The 20,658-nt window shown below is 60.6% G+C and carries 17 protein-coding genes; 13 read left to right on the forward strand and 4 right to left on the reverse strand.

Annotated elements, in window-relative coordinates:
- The first annotated feature begins 1 nt into the window (after position 1).
- Positions 2 to 766: a 5'/3'-nucleotidase SurE gene (gene surE / locus DLM45_RS14920; RefSeq protein WP_181337870.1), complete on the forward strand. Its 765-nt coding sequence runs from the start codon at positions 2 to 4 to the stop codon at positions 764 to 766.
- A gap of 276 nt (positions 767 to 1,042) precedes the next feature.
- Positions 1,043 to 2,638, forward strand: coding sequence for a LysM peptidoglycan-binding domain-containing protein (locus tag DLM45_RS14925; protein ID WP_181337871.1), 1,596 nt, complete (start codon positions 1,043 to 1,045; stop codon positions 2,636 to 2,638).
- Positions 2,639 to 2,746: 108 nt separating this feature from the next.
- Here the strand turns inward: DLM45_RS14925 and DLM45_RS14930 are convergent, their stop codons facing one another.
- A complete protein-coding gene (locus DLM45_RS14930; RefSeq protein WP_181337872.1) occupies positions 2,747 to 3,613 on the reverse strand; it encodes an ATP-binding protein in 867 nt (288 codons plus the stop codon).
- A gap of 219 nt (positions 3,614 to 3,832) precedes the next feature.
- Here DLM45_RS14930 and yajC point away from each other — a divergent pair, with 219 nt between their 5' ends.
- From yajC to DLM45_RS14960, 6 genes are all read left to right on the forward strand, one after another.
- Positions 3,833 to 4,171, forward strand: coding sequence for a preprotein translocase subunit YajC (yajC, locus tag DLM45_RS14935; protein ID WP_181337873.1), 339 nt, complete (start codon positions 3,833 to 3,835; stop codon positions 4,169 to 4,171).
- Positions 4,172 to 4,257: 86 nt separating this feature from the next.
- Positions 4,258 to 5,880 (forward strand): protein translocase subunit SecD, encoded by a 1,623-nt coding sequence (secD, locus tag DLM45_RS14940; RefSeq protein WP_181337874.1) that lies wholly within the window; start codon positions 4,258 to 4,260, stop codon positions 5,878 to 5,880.
- A gap of 10 nt (positions 5,881 to 5,890) precedes the next feature.
- A complete protein-coding gene (secF, locus tag DLM45_RS14945) occupies positions 5,891 to 6,865 on the forward strand; it encodes a protein translocase subunit SecF (protein ID WP_181337875.1) in 975 nt (324 codons plus the stop codon).
- A gap of 19 nt (positions 6,866 to 6,884) precedes the next feature.
- Entirely contained in the window at positions 6,885 to 7,262 is a 378-nt protein-coding gene (locus DLM45_RS14950) for an Mth938-like domain-containing protein (protein WP_181337876.1), read from the forward strand.
- A gap of 19 nt (positions 7,263 to 7,281) precedes the next feature.
- Entirely contained in the window at positions 7,282 to 8,121 is an 840-nt protein-coding gene (locus DLM45_RS14955) for a squalene/phytoene synthase family protein (RefSeq protein WP_181337877.1), read from the forward strand.
- A 43-nt stretch (positions 8,122 to 8,164) separates the two neighbouring features.
- The gene (locus DLM45_RS14960) at positions 8,165 to 10,795 is read left to right on the forward strand and encodes an SGNH/GDSL hydrolase family protein (RefSeq protein WP_246317431.1); all 2,631 of its coding nucleotides are present in this window, start codon (positions 8,165 to 8,167) and stop codon (positions 10,793 to 10,795) included.
- 18 nt (positions 10,796 to 10,813) lie between these two features.
- Here the strand turns inward: DLM45_RS14960 and trmFO are convergent, their stop codons facing one another.
- Positions 10,814 to 12,247 carry a methylenetetrahydrofolate--tRNA-(uracil(54)-C(5))-methyltransferase (FADH(2)-oxidizing) TrmFO gene (trmFO, locus tag DLM45_RS14965; protein WP_181337878.1) on the reverse strand — a complete coding sequence of 478 codons (1,434 nt, stop codon included), beginning with the start codon at positions 12,245 to 12,247 and terminating at the stop codon, positions 10,814 to 10,816.
- Between the two features lie 137 nt (positions 12,248 to 12,384).
- On the reverse strand, positions 12,385 to 13,761 hold the full coding sequence (locus DLM45_RS14970) for an Nramp family divalent metal transporter (protein ID WP_181337879.1): 1,377 nt from the start codon (positions 13,759 to 13,761) through the stop codon (positions 12,385 to 12,387).
- Between the two features lie 293 nt (positions 13,762 to 14,054).
- Between DLM45_RS14970 and DLM45_RS14975 the strand changes: the two genes are divergently transcribed.
- From DLM45_RS14975 to DLM45_RS14985, 3 genes are all read left to right on the forward strand, one after another.
- Positions 14,055 to 15,155 (forward strand): DUF2157 domain-containing protein, encoded by a 1,101-nt coding sequence (locus tag DLM45_RS14975; RefSeq protein ID WP_181337880.1) that lies wholly within the window; start codon positions 14,055 to 14,057, stop codon positions 15,153 to 15,155.
- Entirely contained in the window at positions 15,152 to 15,730 is a 579-nt protein-coding gene (locus DLM45_RS14980) for a GDYXXLXY domain-containing protein (protein ID WP_181337881.1), read from the forward strand. The genes DLM45_RS14975 and DLM45_RS14980 overlap by 4 nt, the downstream gene beginning before the upstream one ends.
- 63 nt (positions 15,731 to 15,793) lie before the next feature.
- Entirely contained in the window at positions 15,794 to 16,141 is a 348-nt protein-coding gene (locus DLM45_RS14985) for a RidA family protein (protein WP_181337882.1), read from the forward strand.
- Between the two features lie 555 nt (positions 16,142 to 16,696).
- Here DLM45_RS14985 and DLM45_RS14990 read toward each other — a convergent pair.
- Entirely contained in the window at positions 16,697 to 17,515 is an 819-nt protein-coding gene (locus tag DLM45_RS14990; RefSeq protein ID WP_181337883.1) for a DUF937 domain-containing protein, read from the reverse strand.
- Between the two features lie 268 nt (positions 17,516 to 17,783).
- Between DLM45_RS14990 and DLM45_RS14995 the strand changes: the two genes are divergently transcribed.
- Positions 17,784 to 18,197 (forward strand): VrrB protein, encoded by a 414-nt coding sequence (locus DLM45_RS14995; protein WP_181337884.1) that lies wholly within the window; start codon positions 17,784 to 17,786, stop codon positions 18,195 to 18,197.
- Positions 18,198 to 18,424: 227 nt separating this feature from the next.
- Complete coding sequence (locus DLM45_RS15000; RefSeq protein WP_181337885.1) at positions 18,425 to 20,581, forward strand: sodium-translocating pyrophosphatase; 2,157 nt, start codon at positions 18,425 to 18,427, stop codon at positions 20,579 to 20,581.
- Positions 20,582 to 20,658: the final 77 nt, after the last annotated feature.

A 20,658-nucleotide genomic window follows, 5' to 3' on the forward strand; every position in this document is an offset into this window, starting at 1 on the left:
CATGCGTATTCTCATCACCAACGACGACGGCGTGAACGCGAAGGGTCTCGAGATCCTCAAGGCTATTGCGCTTGGCATCTCGCCGGATGTCTGGGTTGTTGCGCCGGAGACCAATCAGTCGGGCACCTCGCATTCGATGACGCTGCACACGCCGCTTCGTTTGCGTACACTTGATGACCGCACATTCGCAGTCGACGGCACGCCGACAGATAGCGTCATCATGGCGGTGCGCCACCTGCTCAAGGCGCAGCCGCCGGATTTGATCCTGTCGGGTGTCAACCACGGATCAAACCTTGCCGAAGACATTACCTATTCCGGCACTGTCGCGGCTGCGATGGAAGGTGCGCTGCTTGGTATTCGTTCCATCGCGCTCTCGCTGATGATGAGTTTCGAAGAGGGCGGCCGTCGCGCGATTTGGGATACGCCGCTCGCGCATGCGCCGCAGCTCATCAAGAAGCTGATCGAGAAGAAGTGGAATCCGAACACGCTCATCAACGTCAATTTTCCGGACGTTGCGCCTGATGAAGTGAAGGGCGTCGCGGTGACGTCGCAAGGCGTTCGCGATCAGGCGCTGCTGAACATCGACAGCCGGAAAGATCCGTGGGGCACGCCTTACTTCTGGTTTGGATTCGAACGGCGGAAATCGACTCTGGTTCCGGGTACGGATCTTGCGGCGATCGCAAAAAACAAAATTTCAGTCACGCCGTTGAGCCTTGATCTAACCGATCAGTCTGCTGCCAAAGCGCTGGCGCAGCGTCTGGGTTGATTGTCTTTTTGACGGTTGCTTAGGCTTCGCAAAAGTCGCCGGAATGACGAAATCCGTCCGCGAATTAAGCGCAATTACCTCCTATTGAGATAACCATCGGACGGGCGGCTTTGCTCTCCCTTCCGGCACGACGTTTCATTTTTGCATGCCGTTCGCCTGGGGCAAGTGCAAGCGGCATGGCCTAAACACTTCCGATCAGGGGCGATCTTTTTGGCGGCGTTTACCTCTCATTAACCGGTTAAAGGTTAATAGATGGTGCGAGTAGAGGTGCGTACCATGATCAGTTGTGTAGCCGTCGGCCGGCGCGGGCAGTTTAGCCTCAAGTCCGCAGGGGCCCTTTCGGTCATCGTTTTTGCCGGTCTTGCGATCGGTGGCTGTAGCGCAGACGTGACGCGCTTCGACAGCACGTCTTTCAGTTTCAATGATCCACCGCCTGTTCCATCCGAGCCAGTGCGCACGAGCGCGCTGAACGACGGGTCTACCGTTTCACGGTCGTCTCCGCGTGGACCCTATGGCGCGGGTGCATCCTCGGTCGAGGTGGCGGCGCTTCCGGAGCCCGAAGGGGCCGGTTCGCAGTCGTATTCGTATCCTTCCTATTCGCCGTCGCGATCTGCGCCGTCGGTGGCGCCTGAGCGCGCCCCTTCGTATGAGCCCCGCCCGTTCGGCGCGCCGCGCCGCGATGGGTATTCGGCATCTACGCCGCCCGCTGCTCGTCCATCCGTAGCCAGCGGCCGGACCATCGATGTGCAGCCCGGCGATACGCTTTATGGCCTTTCGCGACGTCACGGCGTTTCGGTTGCTGCGCTCATGCAGGCCAATTCGCTCAGCAGTCCCAATCTGAGGCCGGGGCAGAAGCTTCAGCTTCCTACCGACTCTGAAACTCCGAGCCGCAGCAGCGTGGCGGCTGCAAAAGCCGTCGAGTCCGCGCGTCCGGCTCCGGTTCCGCTTGCGGAGGCGTCAGCCGAAACCGTGTCGCGTTATGGCGGTACGTATACGGTGAAGCAGGGTGACTCGCTTTACGCCGTTGCGCGTGCGCACAACGTCAAATTCGCTGAGCTGCAAGAGGTCAACGGGATCACCGATCCGCGGCGTGTGAAGCCTGGCACTGTTCTTCGTGTGCCTGGACGCGCTTCGGCCGAGCCGACGCATATGGCGGCTGCGGCACCTGTCGCCGCTCCATCCGCTTCGCCTCCGGCTTTCCAAAATCGTGACCGGAGCACGGAGCGCGCGGCTTCTCCAATCGTGCCGCCGATTGCAGCGGAAACGGACTCGTCGACGTCCATGTCGTCTGCTGCACCCGGCACCACGACGCGGCCGACGATCATCAACAGTGAGCAGCGCGTTGCTGCTTTGACGGAAAACAAGGCGAACGATGCGTCGCCCGAGCCGCAGCATTCCGCGCCGCGTGTTGAAGCACCGGTCGCTGCTGCGCCTGCGCCGAAGGAAGAAAAGGTCGCTCTGGCCGCGCCGACGGGCACCGCTGTTGTCGATGGCGTGAAATTGCGCTGGCCGACAACGGGCCGGATCATCGCCGGTTTTGGCGGGCGTCCGGATGGCACGCATAACGATGGCATCAATCTTTCGGTGCCGCTCGGAACGGAAATTCACGCTGCGGAATCTGGCGTCGTTGCTTACGCGGGAAGCGAGCTCAAGGGGTATGGCAATCTCGTTCTGCTGCGTCACGACAACGGCTGGGTAACGGCTTACGCGCATAACGACGAAATGCTCGTGAAGCACGGCGACAAGGTCAAGCGCGGGCAGGTGATCTCTCGTGCTGGAAAGACGGGTTCGGTCGATCAACCGCAGATTCACTTCGAATTGCGTCAGGGGTCGAAGCCGGTCGATCCGCTGCCTTATCTCGAACGGCTCTGACGAATTCACTTGGCTTGGGGCAGCCATTTGCTGCGCTGGCATAGAGGGAAACTTGAGCCGGATCTCCTGATCCGGCTCTTTTTTATTTTACGCGATGGACTGCAGCGTTCAGCTCACGTCCGCTGGTTTTCCGAGGCGGCCCGCAAGATCCTGAACGTACTGCCAGGCAACGCGGCCAGAACGTGAGCCGCGTGTCATTGCCCATTCAAGCGCGTCACGCTCCAACTCCGCGCTATCGATCGGAAGTGCGAGATGCGAAACGTAACTGCGGACCATGGCGAGATAGTCGTCCTGGCTGGCGTTATGAAATCCGAGCCACAGACCGAAGCGATCCGACAGCGAGACTTTTTCTTCCGTCGCTTCTGCCGGATTGATGGCCGTTGAGCGTTCGTTTTCGATCATATCGCGCGGCATCAGGTGACGGCGATTTGACGTTGCGTAGAAGATGACGTTTTTCGGCCGGCCTTCGATGCCGCCTTCGAGAACGGCCTTCAGCGATTTGTAGCTGGTGTCGTCGTGATCGAAGGACAGGTCGTCGCAGAACACGATGAAGCGGTATGGCGCGGCCTTCAAATAGGCGAGGCAGCGGGGAAGGGTCGAGATGTCCTCGCGGTGAATCTCGATCAGCTTCAGCTTGCCGCCTGCTGCAGCCTGGGATTCTGCGTGCGCCGCTTTGACGAGGCTGGATTTCCCCATGCCGCGGGCGCCCCATAGCAGCGCATTGTTGGCTGGGAGGCCGGCGGCGAAGCGGCGGGTATTGTCGAGCAGGATGACGGACGTGCGATCGATGCCGCGCAGCAGACTGAGCGGTACACGGTTCACCTCGTGGACGGGTTCTAAACCGAAACCGTCCGGCTGCCAGACGAACGCGTCGGCGGCCGTAAAATCGGGGGTTGCCATTGCGGGTGCGGCAAGACGGTCAAGCGCTGCGGCGATCCGTTCGAGGAGGGGAGTGATGGATTCTGCGTCGCTCATCTGTGGTCCTGTGGGGGCTTTCAAGGCGAACAGCGTCTTTAGGCGCTTGAATCTCCAATGCCAACGGCAAATGAGGCCCGTAGAATCGATGTTTGCCATGTTGCAAATGGGTGGCTGGACACTATAGTCCGGCCAGAATTTGGCGCCGTCCTCTCCCTGAGGTTCACGCTCTCGGGCGCGGCCGCTTTTTCCGTTCACATCCAAAGGATCCCATAGCAAATGTTTTCGACCCCAGCTTTCGCTCAGGCTGCCGCAGCGAATCCGCTCGATCCCCTTGGTGGTCTGATGATCCCGATGCTGGCGATGCTGGCAATCTTCTATTTCTTCCTGATCCGGCCGCAGTCGCAGCGGGCGAAACAGCATCGTGATCGTGTCAGCGCCGTACGCCGCGGCGATACCGTCGTTACGGCTGGCGGCATGATCGGCAAGGTTTTGAAATCATCCGACACGAGCGATGAGATCGAAGTTGAGCTCGCGGAAAATTTCCGGGTGCGGATCGTCAAGAGCACGCTGCTGGATGTTCGTTCGAAGAGCGAACCTGTCAAAGACGCAACGTGATTTTGCTGCCGAGGGCATGCGAAGATAATTCCGCCGCTGCTCGCCGTTCGTTCTGAGATACTCGCAAGACGAGAGATTACATTCCGATGTTGCATTTCACGCGCGCGAAAATACTAGCTATCGTACTGACCTGCTTGGCAGGCTTGATTGTTGCGCTGCCCAATTTCTTTTCGAAGTCGACTGTTGAATCGTGGCCTTGGTTCATGCCCAAGCATCAGCTCGCGCTGGGCCTCGACTTGCAGGGTGGTGCGCATCTTCTGCTCGCCATGGACCAGGACGAGATCAAGAAGGACTGGATCAACAATCTCAGGGATGAATCGCGCAAGGTATTGCGCGAAGCCAAGATTGGTTTTGCGGGGATCGGCACGCAAGGTCTGACGCAGCTCGTCATCAAGCTTGCAAAACCCGAAGAACGCGACGCGGCGATCAAGGCACTCAACAAGGTGCGCCAGCCGCTCGGAAGCATGCTTATGGGCGGCGGCGGATACGACGTCGACGTGTTTGCAGGGCCAGATCCGAGCACGGTCATCGTTCGCGAAAGCGAGCAAGGTATCCGGCAGCGTGTTTCCAACGCCGCTTCTGCTTCGATCGAAACGGTGAACCGGCGCGTCAACAACCTCGGCACGTCGGAATCGACGATCGTTCGCCAGGGCGCCGACCGGATCCTGATCCAGTTTCCGGGTCTTACCGACACCAAGGAGCTGAAGAAGCTGATCGGCGAGACCGCGAAGCTGACGTTCCACGAAGTGCATCCTTCGATGTCGGGCGAAGACGCGAAGCTTGGGACGGTGCCGCCAGGATACAAAATCTTCCCCAGCGACAAGAGCGAAGGCGGCGGCGACTATCTGCTGCGTGAACAGCCCGTCGTTCAGGGTGAAGACCTGGCCGACGCACAGCCCGGTTTCGACAGCCGCACCGGTGAAGCGGTGATCAACTTCCGCTTCAATCAGGCTGGTGCGCGCAAGTTCGGTAACTTCACGAAGGACCACGTTGGACGGCCGTTCGCGATCGTCCTCGATAATAAGGTTCTTTCGGCTCCGGTGATCCGCGAACCCATCCTCGGCGGGTCGGGCCAGATCTCCGGCAATTTCACCGTCGAGAGCACGAACACGCTGGCTGTGCAGCTTCGCTCCGGCTCGCTGCCGACGAAGCTCACAATCGTTGAAGAACGCACCGTCGGACCGTCGCTCGGCGCGGACTCGATTTCAGCGGGCAAGGATGCAGGCTTGATCGGCGGCATCGCCGTCGTCTGTCTGACAATTCTCGCGTATGGCACGTTCGGCATCTTCGCGGTCGTCGGACTTCTCGTGCACTTGATACTCACGATCGCGCTCATGACGCTGATCGGATCGACGATGACGTTGCCCGGTATTGCGGGTCTCGTGCTCGGCGTTGCGATGGCCGTCGACGCGAACGTCCTTGTCTATGAGCGTATTCGAGAAGAGCTGCGTGTGGGCAAATCACCTGTCAGCGCAATCGATGCGGGCTTCGCGCGCGCATTCATCACCATCGCCGACAGCCAGCTAACGACGCTTGCTTGCGCCATCATCATGTTCTGGCTTGGCTCGGGTCCGATCCGCGGCTTCGCGGTGACGCTGACCATCGGCATTCTGACGTCGATTTTTGCGTCGGTTACCGTCGTGCGTCTGCTCATCTGGTATTGGCTCAAGGCTCAGCCGAAGGGCCAGAAGATTACTGTTCCGGTTTAGGAGACGCGCCGTGCTTATGAAATACGTACCCGTCTTCAAGGGGATGGACTTCTTTCCCCATGACCTCCGGCTTCCGTTCATGCGTTACAAGGGCGCTGCTCTGATCGGGTCGATCGTGGCGATGGCGATTGCGCTCGGTTTGTGCGCGGTCATGGGTCTGAACTACGGCGTCGATTTTAAGGGCGGCTCGCTGATCGAACTCAGAGCCAAGACCGGCAATGCCGACGTTAGCGCGCTGCGCACGAAGCTCAATGCGCTCGGTGTCGGCAACGTGCAGATCCAGGAATTCGGATCTCCTGCCGACGTTCTGGTCCGCCTCGAAGAGCAGCCGGGAGGCGAACTCGCGCAGCAGGCCAGCGTCAAGAAAGTAACGGAAGCCATCTCCGCCGACTATACGGAGCGGCGTGTCGAGGTCGTCGGACCGGCGGTTTCGAGTGAACTCCGGATGACCGGTTTCATAGCGGTTGCGGCGGGTATTCTCGCGATCGTCGGATACGTCTGGTTCCGGTTCGAATGGCAATTCGCGGTCGGTGCGGTCTTATCGCTGACGCATGACGTCGTGGTGGTTGCCGGTATCTTCGCGCTCTTCCAGTTCGAGTTCGATTTGTCGACGGTCGCGGCGCTGCTGACCATTCTTGGATATTCGGTCAACGATACCGTCGTCGTGTCGGACCGTATTCGAGAGAACTTGCGCAAGTTCAAGAAAATGGAGCTGAACGAGCTTCTCAATCTGTCGATTAACGAAACGCTTTCGCGCACCATTCTTACGGGTATGACGGCAATCGCGGTGCTTCTCTCGCTCTATATCTTCGGCGGCGAAGTCATCCGCAGCTTCAATCTCGCCATGCTGCTCGGCGTGATCATCGGCACGTATTCGTCGATCTTTATCGCGGCGCCGCTGCTTGGATACCTGGGCGTCAAGCGCGACTGGAGCGATGCGCTCGCGAAGGCCGTTGCATCAGGAAAGACCAAGGCGAAGGCCTAATGGCCGGAGGCCGCCCCGAATGACCGATGCGGGTGCGCGCTACCCTTACGAGACCGCCGTTACGGCTTATGGTAACGGCGGTTTTCGTTTTGCTGAAATGAGTCACCGCGGGTCGATCCTTTGCCTGCCGAGTGGGATTTACGCGTGGGAACCGCGCGATGGCGCAGCGCTGACGGTTGAAGATTTCACTTTCCCGCTGTCTCTGCTGACGCCGCCGATCACGCTGCTTCTCGGTACAGGCGCGCAGCAGCAATGGCCGCATGAACAGGTTTATGCGGCATTCGCCGATGCCGGGATCGGCATCGAGCCGATGTCGACGGGCGCAGCGGCTCGGACCTACAACATATTGATCGCGGAAAAGCGTCCGATTGCGGCGGCGCTGATCGCGGTTGATTGAAGCCGTGCCGGAGATCGGCGTGACAGCGGTCAAGCAAACGGATGCAAATACCGAGGTGGTTCGTTCGAGTGCGCGAGCCCACGCGCCTGACCGTTTTTATGCGGCGCTGTTTGCCCCGGCCAAGGTGAGGCCGGACCTCATCGCGGCTGCTGCGTTTGACGGCGAGATCGCGCATATCGCGCGGCAGGTCACGGATCCGGCGCTCGGTGAAATTCGCATGGCGTGGTGGCGCGATGCGCTGCATCGAGCGGAAGAGGGCGCGGAGCTTTCGGGAAGTCCCGTGCTCGACGCGTTCGCGGATGTGGTGCGGCGGCATCGCCTGCCTCTGTCGATGTTCTCCGCATATTTCGACGCCCACATGGACGCTCTATTTGCCGACGCGCCTGCGGATGAGGCTGCGCTCGACACCCAATTTCAAGCCATCGACGGTACGCCGCTGCGGGTCTCGCTACAGATTCTGACCGGGGTACCTGATGAAGGCTCGCGCGAGCTTCTCAACGATGCGGCACGGGCCGCTGGTTATGCGCGGACGGCGATTGAACTCCCTTATGCGCTTGCGGCCGGCCGGTCGCCGTTGCCCGCAACATGGATGGCAAATGCGCCGGACGGCGCTCCGGATTGGCGTTCGCAGATCCCCAGATTGATCCGCGACTCACGGTCCGCAATCGCGGCCGTTCGGCGGCAACTTGCGGAAAAACCTCGCGTCTTCACGACAGCATTGTTGCCTCTCGCCCTCATCGAGCCCCAATTTCGCGCTTTGCAGAGGGCAGGGCATGAGCCTGAACGCGACATTGTAGAGATCGCGCCGCTCATGCGTTTGTGGCGCGTCGCACGTGCGCACTGGACCGGTTCGGTCTGAAACGTGGCGGGTATCAATCGACCGGGCACTTAAAAGGGGGCAGATGTCTCATCGCTCACCATCGAACCAATGGAGCGCCTTGGGTATCCTGGCGTTCGCATGGGTCACTGCCGCTGCGGCAGCGCTGATCGGCTTCCCCAATTCCGCGCATGCGGCCGCCGAGATCACGTGGCGCGTGGAAAATCCATTTCGATTTTTTACCGATCCGCGGGACACCGAAGCACATCGCGCGACGTTTATGGGGTTGAACCAAAGCGCTCGTGCAACACCTGTTCTCTCCGGCGAACGCGCGCTTCAGAGCCACGATGCCGATGGTTGGGCATCGTCGATTTATCAAAAGACGTGCTGGAACAACAATCAGTTCAAGTGCAAGGCCTACGAAGACTACATCAATCCGTCCCGTCATGCCGTGATCGTCAAGGTCGAGGGTGTGGACGATGCGAACATGCTCTCATGCACGTGGCTAACGGCACCGCGCGATGGCGATCATCCGCGCGGCAAGGCTGTGACGCAGCCCTGCAGCGAGAGCGTTCGTTTTGAAGTTCCCTATCCTGGCGGATCGGCGGTGACGCTTGAGATCGGCGGGCGCGAAGTCGCCAAGACCGACGTCAAGGTCAAGGATATTCTGGTCGCCGGAATGGGCGATAGCTTCGCATCCGGCGAAGGCAATCCGGATGTTGCCGTCCGCTTCTCGCGCGAGCGTTCGGCGGATTATAGCACGGTCGGAATCTATAGCGGGCTTACGGGTTATCCGGCGCGCGTTGGGCCGTGGCGCGATTTCGGCGACAAGGCATTCATCAAGGAGAACGCGCGCTGGCTCGATCAGGCGTGCCATCGTTCGCTCTATTCGGAACAGTTGCGCGCGGCGTTGCAGCTTGCTGTCGAAGAACCGCACAGGGCTGTGACATTCGTCGGCGTGTCATGCGCGGGCGCGGAAATCACGGATGGACTTTTCCTTCGCTACAAAGGCAACGAGTGGGTGCCGAACCCGCCGCGCATGTCGCAAATCTCGGCCGTGGCGGAAGCGCAGTGCGGCAACGAGAAGGCCGAACTGCTGGATGTTCCCGAGGCCTATCACATCAACGGGCAGATCCCTGAGTTGAAGGGTGGGCTGGTTCTTAGGAAGTGTCCGCACAATGTTGCGCGCAAGATCGATCTCTTGCTGCTGTCGATCGGCGGCAACGACATCGGGTTTTCCAGGTTGGTCGCAAACGCGGTTCTCTCGAACGAGTCTTTGCTGCGACAGCTCGGCGGCTGGCTCGGTGAAGTGTATGGCGAGGCGGAAGCGGCTGCGGAATTGAAGCGGCTCAACGCGCGCTACAAATCGTTGAACCGCGCGCTGCACAACATTCTCTACATGCCGTGGCAAGAGAGCGATCGTATTCTTCTCGTCGCCTATCCCGGCATGGCGCTTGAAGGCGATGGCAGCGAGACGTGCAAGACAGGCAACTCCGGCATGGAAGTCGTTCCCGATTTCCAGCTTGATGAAACGAAGCTGAGGCTCGGCACGTGGTTCGCAGACAAGCTGCATCGTGAGATGCGGCAGAGCGCGGAAGAATTCGGCTGGACGTTCGTCGAAACGCACCGGCGGAAGTTCATCGGGCGCGGGCTATGCGCTGGATTGAGCGTTGAAGGCGTCGGGCAGGCGGACGACCTTCGGCTGCCGCGCAAGATCGACGGCAAGTGGGTTCCCTACAACCCCGGCGACTATCAAGCGTATGCTACGCGGCAGCGGTGGTTCCGCACGCCGAACGACGCATTCATGACCGGCAACTTCCACGTTGCGGCCGGACTCATGACGAAGGTTCTGAAAATTGAGCCGTTCGCGCCGTTCCAGGTGGTGTTGGCGTCGACGTATTCCGGCGCGTTCCATCCGACAGCGGAAGGTCAGGCCGCGATTGCCGACTCCGTCGTCGACAAGGCGCGCGCGGTTCTTGCAAAGTATGCGAGAGAAGAGGAAGGCGACATACCGGCCGTTTCAATCTCCGTTCCGGACGATGGTCCCGCACCCGCGGTTGATGAGCCGGGAATGGCCGTTCCCGATGTGAAGGCGATCCTCACAGCGCCCGGATTGGCGAAGGAAACTACCGTGACGCCGCTGCCTTCAAATGGTGCGGTGACGGAGCCAGCAAAGCCCAACGAACAACCTTCCGGGTGGCAGGCATCGCCGCGCTCCGCGGCGCCTCCCGCCGCGGCGGGCCTCGAACCCTCGCCTGATGCGACTGCACCACCGCAGCAGCACCCTGCGATGAACGCGCCAGGAGCGCCCGCGGCGGTGTCGCCTGCTCCAATTCCTGGCGCGCAACATCCGGCTGTGCCCGCCGGGCAAGGATTTGGAGCGACCACCCTGGAACCTGCGGATGACGGATCAGAGCCGCGAACGGAGGCTGTCGTTGGCTCGCCGAGCTCGGTCGATAGCGGGCCGTTGCCCGATGCGGCGCCGGTGCAGGGGCAGGGGACGCCTTTGCCGCCAATTCCGTCTGCGCCGTCTTTCTCAGAGCCTTCGGCGCAGGGTGAGCCGTTACCGCCGATCCCCTCTGAGGCGTCGTCAGGAGAGTTTCAGACGCAGACGCAGCCTTCCGCTCAGCCGTCTCAGCAAGGAGTGCCGCCCGCGGCACCTGCTCCTCAGTCTGACGACCTGGAGATCAAGCCGTTCGCGCCAGCTTCGCAATAGTCGAAGCCGCGCGCGAAATCATTCGGCAGGCTTCGTTGCCGATTGTCCGTCGAGCCACGCCGTTAGATCGGCGATGGCGCGGCGGGACATCACGCGCTTTTTCGCGCGGCCGCGTTCGGGTCCTTTGAGGCGGGCGCCGTTGTCGTCGTGCGTCGGGACCGTTTCGAGATCGGGCAGCAAGCCGTAGTTTATGTTCATCGGCTGGAACGAACGCGGTTTGCCTGCCTCGCCGTCTTCGGTGACGAGGTGCCCGCCGGTGATGTGATCGAGAAGAGCGCCGAGCGCAGTTGTTTGCGGCGGCGGCGCGATCGTTTCGCCCAATGCATCGGCAGCGGCGAAACGACCGGCAAGAAGGCCGATGGCGGCGCTTTCGACGTAGCCTTCAACGCCCGTGATTTGTCCGGCAAAGCGTAGGCGTGTCTCGGCTTTCAGGCGCAGCGCGCGGTCGAGCAGGCGCGGCGAGTTCAAATAGGTGTTGCGATGAAGGCCGCCGAGGCGCGCGAACTCTGCGTTTGCGAGACCAGGGATCGTGCGGAAGATGCGCACCTGTTCGGCGTGCTTCAGTTTTGTCTGAAAGCCGACCATATTCCAAAGCGTGGCAAGCGCGTTGTCCTGGCGAAGTTGCACGACCGCATAGGGCCAGCGTCCGGTGCGCGGATCGTCAAGGCCGACGGGTTTCATCGGTCCATAGCGCAGTGTCTCGCGGCCGCGCTCGGCCATTACCTCAACGGGCAGGCAGCCGTCGAAGTAGGGTGTTGAGGCTTCCCATTCTTTGAACGACGTCTTGTCGCCCGCGAGCAGCGCGTCGACGAAGGCTTCGTATTCCGGTTTCGACATCGGGCAGTTCAGGTAGTCGGCGCCGGTGCCCGCGGGTCCGGCCTTGTCATATCGCGATTGGAACCACGCAATCGACGTGTCGATGCTTTCGCGATGAATGACGGGGGCGATGGCGTCGAAGAATGCGAGTGAGCTTTCGCCCGTCAGTTCCGCAAGCGCTGCAGCGAGGTCCGGCGAAGTCAGCGGTCCGGTCGCGATGATGACGTTTTGCCAATCGCTTGGCGGCAGGGCAGAGAGTTCGCCGCGTTCGATCGAGACAAGGGGATGCGCTTCGAGGCGCGCGGTCACTTCGGCGGAGAATGCATCGCGATCGACGGCAAGTGCGCCGCCTGCCGGAAGCTTTGCCTTGTCGCCCGAGGACAGGATGAGCGAATTCGCGCGGCGCATCTCTTCATGCAGCAAGCCGACCGCGTTGTTCTCCCAATCGTCTGAGCGAAAGGAGTTCGAGCACACGAGTTCGGCGAAGCCGTCCGTTTTGTGCGCTTCTGTCGAACGCACGGGACGCATTTCGTGCAGCACGACCGGCACACCCCGGGATGCGATCTGCCAAGCGGCTTCAGAGCCTGCGAGGCCTGCTCCGACGACGTGCACGATGGATTGGTTCTTGAGCGGCATTCGTTGGTGCGTTTCGATCTGCGAGTTGAAGGGGATGCGTCGGCGCGCGACGCGGCCGGTTGGCGCCTGAGCGCCCGGCTACTTAAGCGCGGTAGTCCGACGTTGCAACCCGCTCATGCGCGCAGGACGGCAGGCGCTCAGCCTTCGACGAGAAAATCGAAAATCAGCTTCAGATTGAGCGCGATGATGAGCGCGGCGATTACGACTGCAATTGCCGTCAACCATCTCGGTGATACCAGCGCACCCATTTTCGCGCGGCTTGCTGTGAACTGCACCAGCGGGACGATCGCGAAGGGAAGCTGGAGGCTGAGGACCACTTGCGAGAGAATTAGGAGCTTCGCCGTTTCGGCTTCGCCATAGAGCAGCGTGACGCCCGCTGCGGGAATGAGCGCAAAGGCGCGCGTCACGAGGCGGCGGAGCCAAGCCTTCAGGCGAATGTCGATGAAGCCTTCCATCACCGTTTGTCCAGCGAGGGTGGCTGTGACGGTTGAATTCAACCCGCAGCAGAGTAGCGCGATGCCGAACAACGTGGGTGCGATGGCCGAGCCGAGCAGCGGATGGAGCAACGATTGCGCTTCCTGCAATTCGACGATTTCGGTTCGTCCTGTTTTGTGGAACGCTGCTGCTGCGAGGATGAGGATCGATGCGTTGACGGCGAGGGCTAACGTGAGCGCAACGGTTGAGTCTACCGTTGCGAATTTCAGTGCTTCGCGTTTCTCTTTCGTTGTCGTGCCGTAAGCGCGTGTCTGAACGATTGCCGAATGAAGATAGAGGTTATGCGGCATGACCGTCGCGCCGATGATGCCGAGCGCGATGTAGAGCATGTCCGGATTTCTCAAGATGTCGGTCGTTGGCGCGAAGCCGCGTATCACTTCGCCCCATTGCGGATCGGCGAGCGCGATCTGGATGCCGAAGCAGATTGTGATAACGCCGAGCATCGTGATGATGAAGGCTTCGAGGTAGCGGAAGCCGAGACGCTGAAGAAGCAAAATGACGAAAACGTCGAGCGCCGTCAGGATGACGCCGATCTCAAGGGGAATTCCGAACAGCAGGTTGAGACCGATCGCGGTGCCGACGACCTCGGCGACGTCGGTTGCAATGATTGCGATTTCGGCGAGGAGCCACAGCGGGATTGCGGTCCAGCGCGGATAGCCATCGCGGCATGCCTGCGCGAGATCACGTCCCGAGCCGATGGCCAGGCGCGCGCAGAGGCTCTGCAGGATGACCGCCATGATGTTCGACAGCAGAGCAATGAAGAGGAGCGCGTAACCGAATTTGGATCCACCCGCGATCGACGTGGCCCAGTTGCCGGGGTCCATGTAGCCGACCGCGACGAGGTAGCCCGGCCCAACGAACGCAGCGAAGCGGCGCCACGGCGAAGCTTTGGCATCGACGGGAACGGACGCGAAAACTTCGCCGAGGGATCGTTCCCCGACGTCCCGCCTCCAAGTTGATGTCTGCCCGGATTGGGATTTCGGAGATGCGTTCGTCGGAGGGTCGGTTTTGACGTCCATCAGGGAGAAAGTTTCTTTTCGCAAATGACAATCATTCGCAACAAGGTGCAATAGTCGCGTGCGCTCGTCAAGGAAATGCCGGTGTGGATACACAACCTTTGCCGGGTGTGTGTCTTCCGGGCTGGCATGCGCACAAACAAGGTTACGGCTTGTGCAATTCAGACGACGGACTGCTTTGAAATGCGCCGATTTGTTTTGGTGCGGAAACGCTAACCTCTCAACCTGTCTTGAATTTGCCGGCAAGGGCAGGCACGTATCGGCGCACGGTTCATGCAGCGCGGAAGCGGATTGGGATGTGGAGCAGATATAGCAAGCGGCTAGCGCGCGATCTGGACCGCTGGCAAGCGAACGGCTGGATCACCGATAGCTCCCGCACCGTCATTCTTGCCGATGTGGCAAAGAACAATCGCGAGTTCAGTCTGGCGGGCGCGCTCGCCGTTCTTGCGAGCGTGCTGTTCGGTTTCGCCGCAATCTCGTTTGTCGCCGCGCATTGGGCGGATGTTCCACGGCTCGCGCGTCTCGGGCTTTTGCTTGCTTCGATCTGGGCGGGTTACGGGGTAGCGGGCGTTTTCGCCGGACGCGATCAGCCTGCGTTTGCCGATGCCGCCGTTTTGTTTTCGTCGGCGATGTTCGGCGCCAGCATCATGCTCATCAGCCAGATGTATCACCTCGATGGTCATGCGCCTGACGCGGTTTTGCTGTGGTGGGTTGCGGCTCTCTTTGCCGGTGTTCTGCTGCGTTCAGATCCGACGCTTGGCTTTGCGATGGTGCTCGTGTGTGTCTGGTCCGGCATGGAAACGACATCGCGGTCATTCGTGGGGGTGCATTGGCCGTTCCTCATCGGCTGGCTTGCGGTGACGGCGGCATTTATTTGGCAGCGGTGGTATCCCGGATTGCACCTCTCGGCGTTGGCGCTGTCGGGGTTTGTGGTCTCGCTCGGATTTCTGCTGTCTGCACATGGCGAGAACGCCATCGTCGCGATTATCGGCATTGCGGCTTCCATCGCCGTGATCGCCGTTGAAAAGCTGCGGCCGGACATGGCTCCCGCTGCGGGAGCCGTGCTCGGTTATCCGATCGCTGTCGCATTCACCGGGCTATTCGCATTGCAGTTTTGGGAAAGCCCGACGCTCTCGATGCTGATTACGCTCGCGATCGTTACGCTTGTTCTTTTGCTCGGCGCTATTGCTTACGGCGTGCAGACCGGAAATCGCGGAGTGCTTTGGGTTGGCTACATTGGGTTTTCGCTCGAGATCCTTTCGCTCTATTGGCGGACGGTCGGATCGATCCTCGGAACGTCGCTGTTCTTCCTGATTGCGGCGGTGATTGTTGCCGCGCTTGCTTTCCTGGCGCTGCGGTTGGTTAGAAGCGTCCGCCCGAGCGAGGTTGCAGCATGATTGGCATCTCGAAGTACCTCTGGCCGCTTCTCGGGTTGGTCGCCACGGTGCAGTCGGCTGCGTTGGTGAAGGTGCTCTATGATCGCGACCGGCTCATCAAATCAGGCGAAGAGATTGTGCTGCCGGTGAAGCCGGTTGATCCGCGCGATATTTTCCGTGGCGAGTATGTGATCCTCGGTTACGATCTTTCGTCGATCCGCCAGCCTGGCCCGGCGCCTGAGATTGCGAATTTGAGCCGGGGTTCGACGGTTTACGTTCGCCTCGGCAAAGGCGCGGACGGAAACTGGACCGTTAGCGGGGTAAGCGCCGATGCGCCGAAGCTCTCGCCGGACGAACGGGTTCTCAAAGGGCAGGTCATCAACGTTTGGTCGGCCCAGGACAAACGGGACGTCGTGCTCAATGTTCGCTACGGGATCGAAAGCTATTTCGTTCCCGAAGGCACGGGGCGTGTGCTGGAAGAGAAGGTGCGCGACCATAAAATCGAGGCCATCGTGGCGGTTGGCGGCGACGGCGAGGCAGCCCTCAAGGGGCTTGTTATCGATGGTGAGCGGCACGTCGACCCGCCCCTGCTTTGAGGCTTCTTGAGAGCGGTTCGGGCTGCTAAGACGCCCCCCAACAATAGTTTGGGGAGCGCTCAAATGACGATCAATCGTTATGAATCGACGGCCGTTTATTCGAAGGTCACGGAGGCGAACGGTTTCGTCTTCACCGCGGGTGTCATCCCGACCGATCTTTCACGCGACGTTGAAGGTCAGACTGCCGAAGTTCTGACCGAGGTCGACCGCTTGCTGGCGCTTGCGGGAACCGACAAATCGAAGATCGTTCAGGCCACGGTATGGCTCAACGACATTCGCAACCGCGATGGCATGAACAAAGCCTGGAGCGCTTGGCTCGGCGGCAAGGATGCTCCGGCCCGCGCGTGCGTTGAAGCTAAAGTGATCGACCCGCGGATGCTGGTTGAAATTTCGGTCGTCGCCGTAAAGTAGAGACGCAGGCGCGGCCGTGGCGCATATGTCCCGCCAAGGCGGGCAGTGTGCCCTGTTTGCCGCTGCGAGTGAGATTTTCATCGTTCGAAGGGCGTCGGCCCTTCGGACAACGTGCTGAATCTGCAAGATGCGTCCGGGGGAGTAGATCCCTTGTTCGTCGGGGACAGCACAATGAATCGTTCCGTTTGGATTCGTCCGGCATTTGCCGCACTTGCTTTTTTTGCTATCGCCGCGCCACCTGTAATCGCTGACGAAACGGGGTTGGATTCCATCCATACTCAGCGCCGCGAGGGTGGTCGCGTCTGCTTCGTGGACCACTTCCATTATGGTTCAAGCTCTGGCCAGGCAACGAAAGCTGCCGCTATGGCTGCAGCCGTAAAGTCATGGATCCAGTTCACTGATTTTGAGTACGGCTCCAGGTGGGCAAGCTGGAAGCGGTCTGCTGGCAAGCAGGCCAACTGCACGGGCTCAGCTGGCTCTTGGGGTTGCGATCTCAGCTCACGGCCTTGCCGCTGATCTTTCGCTGTTGAATTCTTCTCGTCGCGTCGTCTGGCTTTATCGGCCAGTGACGACGCGCGAGAGAATGCGCCGCGCCATCGACGCGAGCCAGCGGATCAAGAAGATTTGGATCATCGTACCGATAACGCCTCGGTTGGATCCAAGGACCTTTCCGAATATCGATCGAATGACATCTTCCAGCGATCCGCCGCCCGGTGCGGGGGCGCCGCCACGGCGAACGATGTCGGGCAGCCGATCATATGGGCTGTCTTGATCCGGCTGATACCGTCGCGATGCTGACCGGCCGACGCCGGGAATCGTGTTTCCCGGAATGGGCGGAGGAGGTCCGGCGTCGATCTCAGATGACGGCGCGGACGATTGCGATGGGCTCCCCGGTCCGCCGAGCGGGTTTCTGAGTTCTCCGAACAATGACGGAGACTGCTGCACGATTTTGTCGAGCGCGGGTTGGGACTGACGCTGCAACTCTCCAACGAGCAGGGTTGCAACGGCGGGCAGAAGTTTTTCTGTCGTCGATGCCGGAAGGCCGGACTGGCGCGCAGCGCTTGCAGCGATGCCTCGGCTGATATGCTTGCTTCCGGTCAGCACGCTGAGAATGTCGTTGCCGTTTTCCTCGGCGGCTGACAGCGATGCCGAACCGGGTTCTTCGAGCAATTGGTTATTGGGATTGGTGACGAGCGCGGCGACGTCGGCGACGCCACCGCGGGAGAGCATGGCGCGCTCGATCCGGACTTTCACCGAGTCCGCCAGCGAGCGAAGGGCGGTTCCAGCCTTTTGATCGTCCAAGCCATAAGCCTGTGCGGCTGTCTTCAATAGGCTCTGGCCTTCAGGCGATCTTAAGCTTGTATCAATCGTCACGACAGCCTCCGCTTTCGTTACTGTCCGTTTGATTTAGCATGTTGGGAGTGCAAGCGTCCCAGCCTCAATTCGCGTTCAGAATTGGCATAGTCGCTATGCATATCGACTGTGTTCATTCGCCGTTCACTGCAAAAGACGCGTAATCTGGTTGTCGGGCGAACATAGAAACTTCCTGAGGTGCAACTCGGAGCCGGGTCATACGTTACGGAGAATATCGGTACTGTCCGAATTCGCAGAGCGTAACGGGTGCCGTATCTAGGAGATTCACATGCGAAAATTATTCATGTCGTTATCCGTTCTCGGCGGCCTTTTGGCGTTCGCCGGAACGTCGCCGGCGTCCGCGAACGCGGCTGCCGGACTAACCAAGATGAACATCGAGAAGCCTGCGCCTGGTGCTACCCAGGTTCGATACCGTCATAGGCACTGGGGTCATCGCCATTGGCGTCACCGCGGTTGGCGCGGTGGTGGACTTTACTTCGGCTTCGGTGCGCCGGGCTGGGGTGGTTACGGATACTATCCGCGGCGCTATCGCTACGGCTACTACGGCGGTCCGAGCTACTACTATGGTGGACCCCGCTGGCGCCATCGCCACTGGGGGCACCGTCATTGGGGCCATCGCCATCACCGGCATTGGGGCCACCGCGGCGGACACCGCCACTGGGGCCACCACCGCCACCGCTAAGGCGGCTCTCTTTCCCGTCCCCATCTTCTGACTTTCGCGGCCCACGAGTATTTCTCGTCGGGCCGCTTTTTCATGGGCGTGGCGCCAGTGACTTGGTTGCAACGCCCGTGCGCTTTTGGCATGGTCCGCCGCGACTCTGTGTACCTAGGAAGCCAAAGGGGGGAATCGAACCATCGCCTTCCGGCTGGTTCGAGCCGCCATAATAACGGGGCAAAAAGGACCACTCCATGAGCAGCATACTACTGGGGATCATCGCCTGCGGGGCGCTGGCCATCCTCTACGCATTCATTACCTCGAACTTCGTGCTCAGTGCCGATCAAGGCAACGCACGCATGCAGGAAATTGCGGCTGCTGTCAGGGAGGGTGCTCAGGCGTACCTGAACCGTCAGTACCGTACTATTGCGATTGTCGGAGCTGTTATTTTTGTGGCGGCCTGGCTGCTGCTTGGACCCCTTCAGGCATTCGGATTTCTGATCGGCGCGGTTCTCTCGGGCCTCGCCGGATTCATCGGCATGAACGTGTCGGTGCGCGCTAACCTCAGAACGGCGCAGGCTGCAACGGTTTCGTTGGGCAAGGGCCTCGACATCGCGTTCAAGTCTGGCGCGATCACGGGCATGCTCGTCGCCGGTTTGGCACTGCTTGGTGTCGCCGGTTATTATGCGTTCCTGACGGACGGAATGGGCTTGGCGCCGGGCAGCCGCGATGTGGTTGACGCTCTGGTGTCGCTCGGCTTCGGCGCGTCGCTGATTTCGATCTTCGCCCGTCTCGGCGGCGGCATCTTCACGAAGGGTGCGGACGTCGGCGGCGATCTCGTCGGCAAAGTGGAAGCGGGCATTCCCGAAGACGATCCGCGCAACCCGGCGACGATTGCCGATAACGTTGGTGACAACGTCGGTGACTGCGCCGGTATGGCGGCCGACTTGTTCGAAACCTATGCCGTGACGGTCGTTGCAACGATGGTTCTCGCCGCGATCTTCTTCGCCGGTCAGCCGAGCCTCGCTGCGCTGATGCTCTATCCGCTCGCGATCTGCGCAGCGTGCATCATCACGTCGATTGTCGGCACGTACTTCGTGAAGCTCGGTACGAATGGCTCGATCATGGGCGCGCTTTATCGCGGCGTTATCGCGTCGGGTGTGCTGTCGGTGCTCGGCCTTTGGGTCGCGACCGAATACGTGCTCGGCGGGTTTGGTGAAGTCGGTACGGCGGCGGGGCAGGTGATTACGGGACAAAACCTGTTCATCTGCGGGCTCATCGGCCTCGCGCTGACGGGCCTGATCGTCTGGATCACCGAATACTACACCGGCATCGGCTATCGTCCGGTGAGGTCGATCAGCCAGGCGTCGGTGACGGGTCATGGCACCAACGTGATCCAGGGGCTTGCGGTTTCTCTTGAAGCCTGCGCGTTGCCGACGATCGCGATCGTTGCGAGCATCATCGCGACGTATCAGCTTGGTGGTCTCTTCGGAACGGCGATCGCGACAACGACGATGCTCGGTCTTGCCGGTATGATCGTCGCTCTCGACGCGTTCGGTCCGGTGACGGACAACGCGGGTGGCATTGCGGAAATGGCCGGACTGCCGAAGGAAGTTCGTCGCTCGACGGACGCGCTGGACGCTGTCGGCAACACCACGAAGGCTGTGACGAAGGGTTATGCGATCGGTTCTGCGGGCCTCGGCGCGCTCGTGCTGTTCGCGGCCTACAGCTACGACCTGCAGCACTTCATCTCGGAAGCGAATGCTCCGGGCGCGACGGGCTATCAGTTCTTCAAGGACGTACACATCAACTTCAGCCTTGAGAACCCATACGTCGTTGCGGGTCTTCTGCTCGGCGGTCTCATCCCCTTCCTGTTCGGCGGCCTCGCGATGACGGCGGTCGGACGTGCAGCCGGATCGATCGTTGAAGAGGTTCGCCGCCAATTCAAAGCAGACCCCGGCATCATGAAGGGTACGTCGAAGCCCGACTACGCTCGTGCGGTCGACCTGCTTACGCGCGCCGCGATCAAGGAGATGATTGCGCCGTCGTTGCTGCCGGTGCTGTCGCCGATCGTACTGTTCGTCGTCATCAACGCGATTGCCGGTAAGGGCGCTGCGTTCTCGGCGGTGGGTGCGATGCTGCTCGGCGTGATCGTTACGGGTATCTTCGTTGCAATCTCGATGACCTCGGGCGGTGGCGCCTGGGACAACGGAAAGAAGAGCTTCGAAGATGGCTTTGTCGACAAAGACGGCGTCAAGCACGAGAAGGGCTCGGAAGCTCACAAGGCTTCGGTAACGGGCGATACCGTCGGCGATCCCTACAAGGATACCGCGGGTCCGGCTGTGAACCCGGCGATCAAGATCACCAACATCGTTGCGCTGCTGCTGCTTGCCGTTCTGGCGCACTGGTAGGCGTTCGATACTGACAAATGCGAAGGCCCCGGAGCGATCCGGGGCCTTTGTTTTTTTGCACATTCCGACGCTCGTCC

Source organism: Hyphomicrobium methylovorum (genome assembly GCF_013626205.1).
Taxonomy (GTDB): Bacteria; Pseudomonadota; Alphaproteobacteria; order Rhizobiales; family Hyphomicrobiaceae; genus Hyphomicrobium_B; species Hyphomicrobium_B methylovorum.